Source organism: Paenalicyclobacillus macrosporangiidus, from assembly GCF_900116805.1.
GTDB lineage: Bacteria > Bacillota > Bacilli > Alicyclobacillales > Alicyclobacillaceae > Alicyclobacillus_H > Alicyclobacillus_H macrosporangiidus.
In genome coordinates, this window is the sequence record NZ_FPBV01000010.1 from 51,388 (window position 1) to 65,108 (window position 13,721).

Genomic DNA, 13,721 nt, shown 5'->3' on the forward strand with positions numbered 1-13,721 from the left:
GACGTTCACTCCCTGTTCAGGTCTCCTCGATCCCCAGTTCGGCCTCGGTCACCGCCACCGCCTCCTCCGGCGATCGTGTCAGCGCCCGCGCCAACACCTGGAGCCGGTTGTGGATGCGGGAGGCAGCGTAGTCGTGGATCAGCGGGATTGGCACGCCAAACGCGTTCACGTCGCGCGGCGGCAGCCCCTCGTTGAGGGGATACTGGCTGAGTTCGTCCATGGTGGCACGGACGAGATCGAACAGCGCCGGATCCTGGCTGATGAGCCGATGCAGGAGGTAGGTTCCGTAACCGATGTGGCGCGACTCGTCGCGGGCGATGGACTCGACGCCCTGCAGGAGCCCGGGCATCTTCCCGATGCGCCCGAGGCCGGTCCGAAAGGAGAAATACCCGGTCTCGGCGAGCACGCCTTCGACGTACATGTTGTACACGGTGGCGGCGCGGGCTTGGGCGGCGGGGGAAGGATCGTGAATCAGGCGCTGCATGGCATCCGGCAGAATCTCATAGAAGATGCGGCGGTAGTTGGGCGTGTGGTAGACGGTGAGATCGTCCGTCTCGCCGACGGCGTCGAGGAACAGGCGGAAGAACTCGGTGTGCTTCGCTTCTTCGAAGAGGAAGGTAGTGAGGAACATCTCCTCCTCCAAGCGTCCTTCGCGGGCGATGGTCAGGATGAGCGGGAGGAGATCAAGCGTGACCGCCTCCTCGCCCGCCTGGAACTGTGCGAGATGGCGCAGGGTCTCCTCCCGCTGCTCGGCGGTCAGGGACCGCCAATCCTCCACGTCTTGGGAGAAGTCGATCCCGCGGGGATCCCACACCCCCAGCCGCTTCGCCTTCTGGAACAAGCGATACGGCAGGCTCCCGGAGTCGATCCCGCGTGCGCTGGTGCTGGCGAAATCGCGTGCCATGGCGCGCCCTCCTCGTTTGGGTTCCCGGTCCGGAGCAGGGCGGTCGTGAGCGGGGGACGCTGTTGTGCGGTGTGTCCGTGCCCACCTGCGGCACGGCAGCGGCGTGTGGTGGGAGGCCCTCGACCGGGATTTGAATTATCGGTATTTTCTATAAACTAACAGAGGCTTGGTAAGCGCGTCAAGCGGAAGACCGGCCGGTCGGTCCATGGGGTGCGGGCTTTGGCGGCCGGGGATGGGACACGGTCTGCCGCTGGGTCACCGCCTCATCCGGCGGCGGTTCACGGCAATGCGCAGGACCTCCAGCATCAATCGCTCCTCGTCCGCCTCATTGGGCTGTACCCACTGCACACCGAGGATGCGCCGGGCATCGACGACTTGAACCCATATCACCTGGGCGGTGAGCTGGTGGGTCGTACCCAACCGGAAGCGCACGGTGAGGAGGGTGCCGGTGTCAGGCGGGGTGCGTGACTCAACGCCGGCCGGGCAGGGGACATCGGCGATTCCTTGCGGGGGCAGCTGCCGAGACATGGCTTTAGCAATGTTCCCGGGATTCCGGGTCCGGGGCGCGCCTTCGGTGATGATGCGGGCACCGCCGGGGGAGATGTCGGTGATCAGGCAGGGGAACCAGGCGGATGCGGACGGGGCCTGGTTGGCCTGTGGGGATTGCCCGGTCGGATCCACCGTGGCCGGGTCCACCAGGGGCAGGTGGGGTTGCGGCGGCTGGGTACCGTCGTGCGCAGGCGTGGGGCAGGCATGGGGATGGACGCAGTACGCGCCCTCGACATGCACCGGGACACGAATGTGCTGCCGCCTATCCATTGAAGGAGAGGAAACCGCCGGACGTTTGGGCCGATTTCGCCGCTCACCCATGGGGACCACCTTGCCTGCGATCACGATGTGCTCCGTGAAGAGAATTCTCAGGCTGGGGAGAAATTTCCTCTATTCAATGCAGTGCGGGACCCGTCCAGTGCGGCGCCACCACCGGCTCGCCCTCACCGCCCCGTCCATCCCTCCACGGGTGCTCTGGAAAGCCTCGGGCCGGTCTACTCCCATCCCTATCTTCTCTCCTTCTCCGGGCGTCGATTTTTGTCACACTTTTGCACCCGCGATCGTCAGACTGGGCGTCATCCTCTTTGTCACCAACACACCAATGCAGTGAGAAAGGACGTTCATCATGCCGAAACCCATGCGCAGCGGCGGTCGTTACATGCCTGGTCTGGATGGTCTGCGGGCTCTGGCGGTCGTGGCGGTGGTGGTCTACCACCTTCACGCCGCCTGGGCGCCGGGCGGTTTGTTGGGTGTGGGGGTCTTCTTCGTGTTGTCGGGGTATCTCATCACCGACCTCCTGGTCGCCGAGTGGCGCCGCACGGGCCGCCTGGATCTGCGCGGCTTCTGGATGCGCCGGTTCCGCCGGTTGATTCCGGCGCTGTGGCTGATGATCGGGGGGGTCTGCGCCTGGTTGGCCGCGTCGGATCCGGGACGGCTCGAGAAACTGCGGGGGGACATCGGGGCGGCGTTCCTGTACGTGAGCAACTGGTGGTATGTGTTTCACCAGGTTTCGTACTTCGATCGCTTCGGTCCACCGAGCCCCTTCGGCCACCTGTGGTCCTTGGCCGTCGAGGAGCAGTTCTACCTGGTGTGGCCGCTGCTCTTGGGTGTGGGCCTGCGCCGGCTGCGCCGCGGAACACTGCTGGGCTGGACGTTGATCGGGGCGGCGGTGTCCGCCCTCTCGATGGCTCTGCTCTTTCAACCCGGCACGGATCCGAGCCGCATCTACTACGGCACGGACACGCGCGCCTTCGCGCTGCTGCTGGGGGCCGCCCTCGCGCTGGTGTGGCCCAGCGAGCAGTTGCCGCGATGGCGGACGAGGCGGAGCCGCTTCGCCGCGGATGGGATGGGCGTCGCTGGGTTGGCTGTCATTTTGGTGATGTTTTTCACCACCGACGAGTACGGGGCCTTTCTGTACCGGGGCGGCATGGTGCTGCTGTCGCTGGCCACGGCGGCGGTGGTGGCGGCCGCCGCGCACCCGGACAGCCGCTTGGGGAGGGCGCTGGGCTGGGGACCGCTGCGCTGGCTGGGGATGCGCAGCTACGGCATCTACCTGTGGCATTACCCGGTGCTGGCGTTGTCCACCCCGCTGAACACCGCGGGGGACATCGACTGGGTGCGGATGTTGCTGCAGGTCTTGGCCAGCGTCGGCCTTGCGGCCCTGTCGTGGCGGTATGTGGAGCAGCCCATCCTCCGGATGGGCAAGGCACCGGGCTCCGCGCCGGCTTCAGGGGCATTGGACGCCCCGCGCCGCCACGGGCAGGGGACATCCCGGCGGGGGCGTACGCACCGAAATCGCCGAACGCATCGACACCGCCGCAGTGCGGTGGCCGCCATGTGGGCCGCGTCGGCCGCCGTCTTAGCAATTGCGGCCGCGATGTGGTTCAGCCCGAATGCCGGCGCGAGCCTGCTGCAATGGACCGGTGGCGGAGAGATGAGGGCCCATTTGGCGCGTCCGGTAAGTGGCGCCTCCGCAGCCTCCCAGACGACCGGGGACGCGGCGCCGTCATCCGGGAAGACGGGGCACGCCGGCACGGGGGCCCAGGGGGACGGGCAGGCACAAGGTGGCGGACAGGCACCGGGGGACGGGGAGACGGCGGGATGGAACGGACAGATGAACGGCGCGGGCTCGCCGCCGCAAAAGACCGGGGCCGGGACCACCGCTTCCGGGCCCTCCGCCAGCCAGGACGGGGGGACGTCCGGAGGCACGGCGGGGAACGGGTCCGGCCAGGCCGGCGGATCGAATGCGCCGGGACGGACGGAGACGGCGCATCCGGTGAATCCCGGTCCGCTGGGGGCGGGCATCACCGCCATCGGCGACTCGGTGCTCGAGGACGCCAAGCCGTACCTGGAGAAACTGCTTCCGGGGATTGTCGTCGATGCCCAGGTGGGAAGGCAGTTCACCGAGGCGGCACAGGTCATCGGTCGTTTGCAGCAGCAGCGACGGTTGGGAGATACGGTGATCATCGAGCTCGGCAACAACGGGCCGTTCACCGAGCAACAGATGGATGACCTGTTGGCGCAACTGGGCTCACGCCGGGTGGTGTTGGTGAATGTGCGGGTGCCGCGGCCCTGGCAGGACGTGGTGAACCGGACACTGGCTGCGGTGGCCGCGGACCATCCCGGTCTCACCCTGGTGGACTGGTGCAGCGCCAGCGCGGGCAAGACCCAGTGGTTCTACGCGGACGGCGTGCACCTCAATCCGGCCGGTTCCCAGGCGTACGCGCAATTGTTGGCGGGGGCGGTTCGGCCGGGGGACGAGGCCGCCCGGACGAATCGCGATTGAATGCGGGGGCGACGGTTCCATGGCTGGCTGTTGAGGCACAATGGTCCGCGTATCCTCTGCATGCTACAATGACTTTACTGAAATCGGATCGACGGGTAACGGCAAATCTGGGGGCAGCGTTCGCATAAGCGCTTTTGGAACGGACACAATGATGAATAGATGGAAGCAGGTTGATAGGGATGCAAGATCGTTATGGACAGGCCGCAAGTCGTCACCTGCGGGACGCCGGCCTCCTCCTGCAGAACGGGCGGTTTGATAATGCCGTCTATCTGGCGGGGTACGTTGCAGAGTGTTGCCTGAAATCGGTGATTGAGGTTTTCACGACTTACTTACATGCGCGATCGTATGGTCACAATCTCTCCAAATTGGAAGGTGTGGGCTTGCAACGGGCCATCAGAGTCTGCCCTCAAGCACAATCTTACGTTCCTAGCGTCGCGCTGACGCACACGCCTCTGGCACATGCCCATCCCGTTCGAAGGTATTGGAAGAATGGGGTTTGGACACAGCAATGCGCCGATGCCGTCGTGAAACTCGCGAAAGAAATCTATCGGGAGACCATCATCCGACTGGTACTGGATGGGAAGTTGAGGAGGGAGGAACTTGAGTGACGTGCGCTTTGATGACGTCCTGAAACGGACGTGGGAGGCGCTCTCGTCCTGTGAACCTTTGATGCAGTCCTGTGACGCCATCACCATCATTCGAGACCTGCAGGGTCGCATCACGGTGTACTTGGAATGCACGAACCGGTCGTCATTGGGCGACACGCTCCTGGAGACGGTTCGTGAGATCCTGATGTCCAGATTGGACGTGTATTTCTCAGGGGATCTGTGGGTTTCCGATCCCCGTGACGATGTATTCGCTTCTTTGGAAGACGTGATTCACTCCGAGCGGATTCCGTTGCAGTGGGCGCTTCGCCATGAAGACCATGAAGCCTCGGGTGGGAGCCAGCCGGAATTTTATGTGTTGGAACGTCGCGTGGCGAAGGAATACTGGAACGAGCGGGTCGACAGCGAATCCACGCTTCCTTGGCCTGTGTGCGACGTCGATGCACGCAAGAGGCCTGCAGTGGTCACTTTCTACTCGTTTAAGGGCGGGCTCGGGCGCACGACCAGTCTGGCGGGGGTTAGCCTGGTTCTGGCACGCTTGGGTTTCCATGTGGCGATGATCGACTTGGATTTGGAAGCGCCCGGTCTTGCCACACTGTTTTTCAAGGACACGGGTTCACAAACAGGGGTCGTTGACTACTTGATTGAGAAACCCCTTCATCAGGACGACTACACCGTGAGAGAAAACGTGTTGACCGTGGCTGATCCTGTCTTGGTGGCGGGTGGAAACCCGATCCGCTTGCTCCCCGCCGGCAGTGTAAACCAGAATTACCTAGAGAAATTGGCGAGGCTTGACTTTCAGCACCAAACATCAACGCAGATCCAACAAACGCTGAAGAGACTTCTCATCGAGATTTCCGATACATATAGGTCGCTGGACTTCATTTTCTTAGACTCCAGAGCGGGATTTCATGACCTGGGGGGACTTGCCGTAACCAGGATGTCCCACGCCGTCGTCATGTTGGGGAATCATTCTCGCCAGACTTGGGCTGGCCTCACATCCGTGATCGATACCTTGTCCGGGCACGGTGTGCGCGAACCGGTTCCCGTGGTGTTGGTGCACGCGATGGCACCCGGCCCTACGCACCCGAACGCGAGCGTTGAGCAACGCCTGTTTCGGGAAACCGCCTACGACGTGTTTCAGAAACATTACTATGCCGATCAAGGGGATATCTCTGTACCGAACGAGAACGATCCCGATGCACCCTTTCACCCGGTGGTCATACCGTGGCATGAGATCCTGCGGGGAGACATTCACCTTTCGCATGTCTCGGACGATGAACGACGCCGGACAGAAGCGCTCGTGCGTGTCTTGACGGGTGAACCTTATGATGACCTGGCAAGACGTCTTGCGCTGTTGTTCGGAAGAGATTTCCCTGCCGGAGGAGGGGGGAAGGATCATGTGGGATAAGCGGAAGCTGCTTGAGCAAATGAAGTTTCTTGGACCGGGAACGGCGGAGTTTGATGCCAGGGAACCAAAGGGGTTTCTTCGTAATTTTCTGGTCATCGGAGATTACCGATATGCGTTGGATCCGGATACCCTCCTCATCCTCGGCGGAAGAGGCGTCGGCAAGTCCGCGTTGTTCCAGGTATTGAACCTCCCCGAAGGAGCCGGGGCTTTGGTCGACGCAACCAATAGCTTGGTATCCTTGAACTGGCAGCACACGTATTGGATTCGCGGCTTCGGAAAAGTCCAACAGGACAGCTCGTTTCCAACGCCTGAAACTGTGTCCGATTACATGACCAGTCAGGATGCCATCGCGTGGCGGGCATTCTGGATCGGCTTGGTCTTGGGGCGAATCCTGCAGGACTGCCCACCCGAGGTGCAACGGTTCGTGAGGGAGCGATTGCCAAATGAATGCATCGCGCTCATGGAGCATGGATTGTCCAAGCTAAGCCGCTGGTTTCCTCTCATCCGGCAAAATCTCGAGACAACCAATGACGTGCTGGATCAGTTGGACAAAGCGCTCCTGACGACAGACAGTTGGCTGTTCGTCACATACGATGAGCTCGACCGCCTTGTCCCAAGTTATCGTGAGTTGTCCATTCCCATTCGGGAGCTGCTGGCCCTCTGGCTCGACCGCTGGCGCCGTTGGCACCGTATTCGGCCAAAGATCTTCCTCCGTTCCGATTTGTTCGGTGTTGACCGTCTGCAGTTTCCGGATGCCTCCAAATTCAGTGGCCATCAGGTGCGCCTCGATTGGTCGCCAAACTGGTTGTACCGGCTCCTCGTGAAACGACTGGCCAACTCCGGCACGCCCATGACGGACTACGTGCAGCGTGTGGAAGGACTCATCGAGGAGGAGGACCCAACATTTGGTTACGTACCGACGGCGGACGAGTCCAGGCATAAGCGCTTCATTGACCGGATGATCGGCGAGTTCATGGGGGCAAACGCGAGAAAGGGCATCACATTCCGATGGATTCCGAATCACCTGATGGATGCTGGAGGAAAAATCACGCCCCGTTCGTTCATCAAATTGTTTGCCTTTGCCGCCGATCTGGAACTGGAACGCTTCGATCCCACGACGTTGCCGGATGAACGTCTGCTGAGACCGACGAACATACAGGGAGCTCTCATGCAAACCTCTCTGGAACGGATCAACGAGCTCGTCGAAGAATATCCCTGGATATCAGAACTCAAGCCTGCGTTCCAGGGGATTGAGGTACCGGTCGCAGAAGAGCGGTTCATCACTGCGCTTGAATCGGTGAAGTGGAAAGGTGATAGCCCGCCACCATCGACCGTCCCAGGCGAGGTGATGGAGACGTTGATTCAACTCGGTATCTTGGAACGGCGATTCGACGGGCGAATCAACGCACCCGAGATCTACATGCACGGGTTTGGTATGAAACGCCGCGGTGGTGTCAAGCGCCCGCGATGACCATCGGCGCAACACCTGGGCACACTGGGCGTGGCAGCGTACCGCTCATCACGGTAACCGCGCCCCGGGGCCTGTCCGTAGATCGGGATGGAAGCGTCTTGGCTCAGAGCAATCCCCGCTGGTGCGCCTCCATCACGGCTTCCACGCGGTTGCGGACGCCGAGCCGTTGGTAGATCTCGTTGACGATGGCTTTGACGGTGTTTTCGGACAGATGCATCTGACGGCCAATCTCATGGTTCGTCATCCCCTGCGCCATGAGCCGCAGGATCTCGATGTCCCGCAGGCCGAGCACATCCTTGGCGGGTACGCTGTCGCTGCCTGCCTGGATCCACTGCAGGGCGTGCTCGGTGACGGCCGGATCGAGCACCGATTGGCCATCCAACAGATGGCGGATGGATTGCAGCAGCTCCTCCCCGGGCATGTTTTTGGACAGGTAGCCTTGAATCCCTGTCTGGAGGCAGGTGTGGACGACATGTTTGTCCACCGTCGAAGTGAGGATGGCGACGCGGGTCGACGGGGTCGTCTCCCGCACCGCCTTGCACAATTCAATCCCGCTCATGTCCGGCAGGCGCACGTCAATCAACGCGAGATCGGGACAGAGCGACTGAATCAGGGCGAGTCCTTCCGCACCCGTCGCGGCCTGCCCGGCCAAGATCAGGCCGTGTTCATTCAGGAACGTCTGCAGGCCGATCCGCACGAGTTCGTGATCGTCCACCACGACAATCCGATGGGTCATGATACGGTGCCCCCCACCGCGCCGCCCGTCGTGCCGTCACCGGATACCCGGCCGGAGACACCGGGACGCGGCCGGGTTCGGCGCCAGTCCAGTTTCTGATCCGGTTCGTTCGTGAGTGGGATGGTACAGCGCACCGTGGTCCCTCCGTCGTCGTTTTGAAAAATCTCCAGGCGTCCATTCAAACGCTGAACCGACCGGGCCATCGAATGCAATCCGAAGTGGCCGGCGGGATGGGTCAGGAAGCGCAGCGCCTCCTCCGATATCCCGATGCCGGCGTCCTGTACGGCCACGATGGCCTGGTCCCGTTCCACCCGCACATGCACCGTTGCCGCCGGGCTGTTGGCATGGCGATACACATTCGTCAAGGACTCCTCGATAATTTTCAACACCGTCTGCCGGACAAGCGGGCTCAACCGTGAGAAGTCGCCCTCCGTGACCAGGTCCGTGGGCAGCCCGGTGATGCGCTCGAATTCCTGGACCAGCAGCGTCAAGGTGCCGCTGTCCGCGCCGGTTTCATCGTTCATGAAGCGAAACAGGATGGCGCGCAGTTCCGCCTGGCACTGGGTGGTCAAATCGCGCAGGCGCGCGATCCGCATCTGCACCTCCCGCTTGTCCTCCGCCGTCGGCAGCATCCGCTCGAGGTGTTCGATCTCACGGGCCACGGCAAACAGCGTCTGTGACAGCGAATCGTGCAGTTCGTCCGCAACCCGTTTCCGTTCTTCTGCGGCGACGCGGAACTGTTCATTTTCCCTCTGCTCGCACCACTCGATGGCAATGGTGCAAAGTGCCGCGAATCCGCTTACAATGGCTTCGTCGTTCGGCGTGAACGCGCCTTTGTTCGGCGGATTCCCCAGAAACAGACAACCGACGGTCTTGCCGTGGCTCTGAAGCGGGATGGTCAGCAGCGATTCGACCGGTGGATGGCCCGGAGGGGAACCGATGGACAGAGGGTGTCTGGAAATCGACTCGACGCGCAGCGTTCCGCCTGTTTTCACGGGCAGAAAGTACATGCCGTGCCCCTTCGGCAACTCGGAGAACTGCGCGCGCCATCCGGACACCTTGAAATACCGGATGACCGTGGGATCGGACGAATCGAGCAAGATGATGCCCGCGAACACCGCATGCGCCAGCTTGCGCGCGTAGTCGACCACCGCCTGCAGCAGGGGTTCCAGTCCCTCATCCATCACAGCTCCCAGGCGGTTTAAGGATTCAGACAACATGCGCATGACCTCTGCCGGATTGACCCGTTCACCCATTCGCTGTCCCCGTCCCTTCGGATGTTGTCGCGAGACCAGCGGGTATTGAGAAACACCCGATCGGGTGTACTCCTGCAGCTACTGTTCATTCTACAATATTTCTGAACAAAGCGTACCCCCAGGATCTTTGTGATCTGCCGGAGTTGTTCAGGTTTGTAAATGGAAACGCTTTCCTGAGGGTGGCGGGTGCCGGCACAGCAAGGCTCGCGGCGTACGTCCATCGCACACCAATCATGGAGGAGGTTTTACGGTGTTTCCAAACGCGTTCAGGTACGAGGCACCGGCATCCCTGGACGAGGCGATCCGCTTGATGACCGAGCACGCCTATGACGCCAAGGTGTTGGCCGGAGGCCAAAGTCTGTTGCCGATGATGAAACTGCGCATTGCCGCCCCGGCCGTCCTGATTGATCTGGGCGGCATCGGGGAACTGAAAGGCTGGCGCGAGACGGAGGAGGGGCTTCGCATCGGTGCCCTGACCCGCCATGCGGACCTGGAACGTGCGGCCGCGCTGTACGGGCGCTATCCGCTGCTCTCCCGAACCGCCCGCTGGATTGCGGATCCGTTGGTGCGCAACCGCGGAACCATCGGGGGGTCCCTGGCGCACGCCGATCCCGGGTCCGATTGGGGCACAGCCATGATTGCGCTGCACGCCGAGGTGGAGGCGGCCGGTCCCGAGGGCTCCCGGCGGATCCCTATCGATGACTTCTTCGTGGACACGTTCGTGACGTCGCTCCAAGAAGGTGAACTGGTCACCGCGGTGCACGTTCCGGCCCCGTCCGGTCCGGTGGCCGCCCGGTACATGAAGCTGGAGCGCAAGGCGGGCGACTTCGCCATCGCCGGTCTGGCGGTCCACATCGTGACGGACGGAGACGGCCGCGTGGCCGAGGCGGGCATCGGCATCTGTGCCTGTGGCCCTGTTCCGCTGCGCGCCGCCAAGGCCGAGGCAGCGCTGGTGGGCCGTCCTCTGACGAGCGACACCATCGCCGAAGCGTCCAGGCTCGTTCCGGAAGACGCGGAACCGGCCGACGACCTGCGCGGGTCCAGCGACTACAAGCGCGACCTGCTGCGCGTGTTCGCCCTGCGCGCGCTGCGCGAAATCGCGGAAGAACTGGAAGGGAGAGCGTCGATAGCATGAAGATTGCGGTGAAGGTGAACGGGCGCCTCTATGAATCGGACGTCGAGCCACGCACGTTGCTGGCGTATTATCTGCGGGAAACCCTCAACCTCACGGGCACGCACATCGGCTGCGACACGACCAGCTGCGGTGCGTGTACGGTGCTGCTGGACGGCGAGCCGGTCAAATCGTGCACGGTGCTGGCCGTGCAGGCGAATGGGCGCGAGGTGATGACCGTCGAGGGGTTGGAGCAGAACGGTCAACTGCATCCGGTGCAGAGCGCGTTCTGGGAAGCCCACGCCCTGCAATGCGGCTACTGCACGCCGGGGATGCTGATGGCCTCGTATGCCCTGCTGCAGGACAATCCGGCGCCCACCGAGGCGGAGATTCGGGAAGCGCTGTCGGGGAACGTCTGCCGTTGCACCGGCTACGTCAACATTGTCAAGGCTGTCCAACTCGCGGCCCGGCAGTTGTCGGGTGAAGGTCAAGAAGCGTTGCAGGAGGTAGAGGCACATGGCGCTTCGTCAAACTGAGTTGCGGCCTTTGGGGAAACCGGTGGGCCGCAAGGAAGACCCGCGCCTGATTCGCGGCAAAGGCCGGTATGTGGATGACATCATGTTGCCGAACATGCTCCATCTCTGCGTCGTGCGCAGTCCGTATGCGCACGCCCGCATTCGCCGCATCGACGCTTCGGCGGCACTCGCCGCGCCGGGGGTGAAGCTGGTTCTCACGGGGGAAGACCTGGCCAAGATGAATCTGGCTTGGATGCCCACCCTGGCGGGCGACCGGCAGATGGTGCTGGCCACGGACAAAGTCTTGTTCCAGTATCAGGAGGTCGCCGCCGTGGTCGCCGAGACCCGGGCGCAGGCGGAGGACGCGGCGCAGCTGATTGAGGTGGACTACGAGCCGCTTCCGGTTGTGGTCGATCCGTTCTACGCCCTGACGCCAGAAGCCCCGATCTTGCGCGATGACAAGGAGAAAAAATCCAACCTGATCTTCCATTGGGAAGCGGGAGACCGGGAAGAGACCGAAGCGATCTTTCGCGAGGCGCCGGTGGTCGTCAAGCAGGATGTTCGCTTTCCGCGCGTCCATCCGTCTCCGTTGGAACCGTGCGGGTGTGTGGCGGACTACGATACCGCCAGAAGCAAGCTGACCTTCTACGTCACCTCCCAGGCCCCGCATGCTCACCGCACCGTGCTCGCTCTGGTCAGCGGTTTGCCGGAGCACCAAATTCACGTGATTTCCCCCGATGTCGGCGGCGGATTCGGAAACAAGGTACCCGTGTACCCCGGATACGTGTGCGCCATCGTCGCCTCGCTGAAACTGGGCGTACCTGTGAAATGGATTGAGACGCGCACGGAGAACATTGCCAGTACGCATTTCGCCCGCGACTATCATATGACGGCCGAGATCGCGGCGCGCGAGGACGGCAAGGTGTTGGCGCTGCGGGTGAAGACGGTCGCCGACCACGGTGCGTTTGACGGGGCGGCCGACCCGTCCAAATTCCCGGCCGGGCTGTTCAGTATTGTCAGCGGTTCCTACGATTTCAAAGCCGCGTTCGTGGAAGTGGACGGCGTTCACACCAACAAACCGCCTGGCGGGGTGGCCTACCGTTGCTCCTTCCGCGTGACCGAGGCGGCGTATTTGATTGAACGCGTGATGGACGTGCTGGCCCAGCGCCTGAAGATGGATCCGGCCGAACTGCGGTTGCGCAACTTCATTCGCAAGGAGCAGTTCCCGTACCGGTCCCCCACGGGGTGGGTGTACGACAGCGGCGACTACGAGAAGACGCTGCGGCTGGCGCTCGAACGGATTGACTACGAGGAATTACGCAAGGAGCAGGCGGAACGGCGTGCCCGCGGGGAGTTCATGGGCATCGGCATCTCCACGTTCACGGAGGTTGTCGGCGCGGGGCCGGGTCACACGTTCGACATCCTCGGTCTCAAGATGTTCGACAGCGCACAGATTCGCGTCCATCCCACGGGTAAGGTCATCGCGCGATTGGGCGTGCGCCATCAAGGCCAGGGGCACGAGACCACCTTCGCCCAGATCATCGCCGAAGAGCTTGGCCTCAGCGTAGACGACGTGCTGATTGAGGAAGGGGATACCGATACGGCGCCCTACGGGTTGGGCACTTACGCCAGCCGGTCCACGCCGACCGCGGGCGGAGCGGCCGCGTTGTGCGCGCGCCGGATCCGGCAGAAGGCGCGCAAGATCGCCGCGCACCTGTTGGAGGTCGGAGAGGATGATGTCGTATGGGATGGCACCGCCTTTTCGGTTCAGGGATTGCCTGGCCGTTCGGTGACGATGAAAGACGTGGCGTTCGCCGCTTACACGAATGTCCCTGAAGGCTTGGAGCCCGGGCTGGAGGCTTCCTACTATTACGACCCGCCCAATCTCACCTTCCCGAACGGCGCCTACATCGCCGTGGTCGACATCGACAAGGGGACGGGCGCGGTGAAGGTGCGGAGATTCCTTGCGGTGGACGACTGTGGCACCGTGATCAACCCGATGATTGTGGATGGCCAGGTGCATGGCGGGCTCACGGAAGGCTTCGCGATTGCGTTCATGCAGGACATTCCCTACGACGCGGACGGCAATTGTCTGGCGCCCAACTGGATGGATTATTTAGTGCCCACGTCGCTGGACACCCCGCACTGGGAAACGGATCGCACGGTGACGCCGTCGCCCCATCATCCAATTGGCGCGAAAGGCGTCGGAGAGTCGCCGAACGTCGGTTCGCCCGCGGCGTTCGTGAATGCCGTGGTGGATGCCCTGTCGCCACTCGGGGTGGAACACATCGACATGCCCATCTACCCGTGGAAGGTTTGGAGCATTCTGAGGGCGCATGGCGTGACGGAATGAGTCAAAAACCCGGATGAGGGAGGGA

General features: G+C 62.6%; 11 protein-coding genes. 7 read left to right on the forward strand and 4 right to left on the reverse strand.

Features of this window, described 5'->3' with window-relative positions; all coding sequences use genetic code 11:
- Positions 1 to 16: 16 nt before the first annotated feature.
- Together BM357_RS09995 and BM357_RS10000 are read right to left on the reverse strand one after the other, a co-directional pair.
- Positions 17 to 904 carry a R2-like ligand-binding oxidase gene (locus BM357_RS09995; RefSeq protein ID WP_074952439.1) on the reverse strand — a complete coding sequence of 296 codons (888 nt, stop codon included), beginning with the start codon at positions 902 to 904 and terminating at the stop codon, positions 17 to 19.
- Between the two features lie 255 nt (positions 905 to 1,159).
- Positions 1,160 to 1,723 carry a PilZ domain-containing protein gene (locus BM357_RS10000; protein WP_175511501.1) on the reverse strand — a complete coding sequence of 188 codons (564 nt, stop codon included), beginning with the start codon at positions 1,721 to 1,723 and terminating at the stop codon, positions 1,160 to 1,162.
- A gap of 355 nt (positions 1,724 to 2,078) precedes the next feature.
- Between BM357_RS10000 and BM357_RS10005 the strand changes: the two genes are divergently transcribed.
- From BM357_RS10005 to BM357_RS10020, 4 genes are all read left to right on the forward strand, one after another.
- Positions 2,079 to 4,238, forward strand: a complete 2,160-nt coding sequence (locus BM357_RS10005; RefSeq protein WP_074952445.1) for an acyltransferase family protein — start codon at positions 2,079 to 2,081, stop codon at positions 4,236 to 4,238.
- A gap of 179 nt (positions 4,239 to 4,417) precedes the next feature.
- Positions 4,418 to 4,846, forward strand: coding sequence for a HEPN domain-containing protein (locus BM357_RS10010; protein WP_074952448.1), 429 nt, complete (start codon positions 4,418 to 4,420; stop codon positions 4,844 to 4,846).
- 1 nt (position 4,847) lies between these two features.
- The gene (locus BM357_RS10015) at positions 4,848 to 6,254 is read left to right on the forward strand and encodes a tyrosine-protein kinase family protein (protein ID WP_245783938.1); all 1,407 of its coding nucleotides are present in this window, start codon (positions 4,848 to 4,850) and stop codon (positions 6,252 to 6,254) included.
- Positions 6,244 to 7,725 carry a P-loop ATPase, Sll1717 family gene (locus BM357_RS10020; protein WP_074952454.1) on the forward strand — a complete coding sequence of 494 codons (1,482 nt, stop codon included), beginning with the start codon at positions 6,244 to 6,246 and terminating at the stop codon, positions 7,723 to 7,725. The genes BM357_RS10015 and BM357_RS10020 overlap by 11 nt, the downstream gene beginning before the upstream one ends.
- A 103-nt stretch (positions 7,726 to 7,828) precedes the next feature.
- On the opposite strand, the gene BM357_RS10025 is transcribed toward BM357_RS10020, so the two are convergent.
- Together BM357_RS10025 and BM357_RS10030 are read right to left on the reverse strand one after the other, a co-directional pair.
- Positions 7,829 to 8,461: a response regulator gene (locus tag BM357_RS10025; RefSeq protein WP_074952457.1), complete on the reverse strand. Its 633-nt coding sequence runs from the start codon at positions 8,459 to 8,461 to the stop codon at positions 7,829 to 7,831.
- Positions 8,458 to 9,717 carry a GAF domain-containing sensor histidine kinase gene (locus BM357_RS10030; protein WP_074952459.1) on the reverse strand — a complete coding sequence of 420 codons (1,260 nt, stop codon included), beginning with the start codon at positions 9,715 to 9,717 and terminating at the stop codon, positions 8,458 to 8,460. Before BM357_RS10030 ends, BM357_RS10025 begins: the two co-directional genes overlap by 4 nt.
- 250 nt (positions 9,718 to 9,967) lie before the next feature.
- Between BM357_RS10030 and BM357_RS10035 the strand changes: the two genes are divergently transcribed.
- From BM357_RS10035 to BM357_RS10045, 3 genes are read left to right on the forward strand one after another with little or no spacing between them, the layout of a single operon-like run.
- Positions 9,968 to 10,852 (forward strand): FAD binding domain-containing protein, encoded by an 885-nt coding sequence (locus BM357_RS10035; protein WP_074952461.1) that lies wholly within the window; start codon positions 9,968 to 9,970, stop codon positions 10,850 to 10,852.
- On the forward strand, positions 10,849 to 11,364 hold the full coding sequence (locus BM357_RS10040; protein ID WP_074952464.1) for a (2Fe-2S)-binding protein: 516 nt from the start codon (positions 10,849 to 10,851) through the stop codon (positions 11,362 to 11,364). Before BM357_RS10035 ends, BM357_RS10040 begins: the two co-directional genes overlap by 4 nt.
- Positions 11,345 to 13,696 carry an aerobic carbon-monoxide dehydrogenase large subunit gene (locus tag BM357_RS10045; RefSeq protein WP_074952468.1) on the forward strand — a complete coding sequence of 784 codons (2,352 nt, stop codon included), beginning with the start codon at positions 11,345 to 11,347 and terminating at the stop codon, positions 13,694 to 13,696. Before BM357_RS10040 ends, BM357_RS10045 begins: the two co-directional genes overlap by 20 nt.
- Positions 13,697 to 13,721: the final 25 nt, after the last annotated feature.

Excerpts from the sequence above, each read along its gene's own strand:
- BM357_RS09995 (WP_074952439.1), bottom strand. The coding sequence starts at position 904 with ATGGCACGCGATTTCGCCAGCACCAGCGCACGCGGGATCGACTCCGGG.
- BM357_RS10000 (WP_175511501.1), bottom strand. The coding sequence starts at position 1,723 with ATGGATAGGCGGCAGCACATTCGTGTCCCGGTGCATGTCGAGGGCGCG.
- BM357_RS10005 (WP_074952445.1), top strand. The coding sequence starts at position 2,079 with ATGCCGAAACCCATGCGCAGCGGCGGTCGTTACATGCCTGGTCTGGAT.
- BM357_RS10010 (WP_074952448.1), top strand. The coding sequence starts at position 4,418 with ATGCAAGATCGTTATGGACAGGCCGCAAGTCGTCACCTGCGGGACGCC.
- BM357_RS10020 (WP_074952454.1), top strand. The coding sequence starts at position 6,244 with ATGTGGGATAAGCGGAAGCTGCTTGAGCAAATGAAGTTTCTTGGACCG.
- BM357_RS10025 (WP_074952457.1), bottom strand. The coding sequence starts at position 8,461 with ATGACCCATCGGATTGTCGTGGTGGACGATCACGAACTCGTGCGGATC.
- BM357_RS10030 (WP_074952459.1), bottom strand. The coding sequence starts at position 9,717 with ATGGGTGAACGGGTCAATCCGGCAGAGGTCATGCGCATGTTGTCTGAA.
- BM357_RS10040 (WP_074952464.1), top strand. The coding sequence starts at position 10,849 with ATGAAGATTGCGGTGAAGGTGAACGGGCGCCTCTATGAATCGGACGTC.
- BM357_RS10045 (WP_074952468.1), top strand. The coding sequence starts at position 11,345 with ATGGCGCTTCGTCAAACTGAGTTGCGGCCTTTGGGGAAACCGGTGGGC.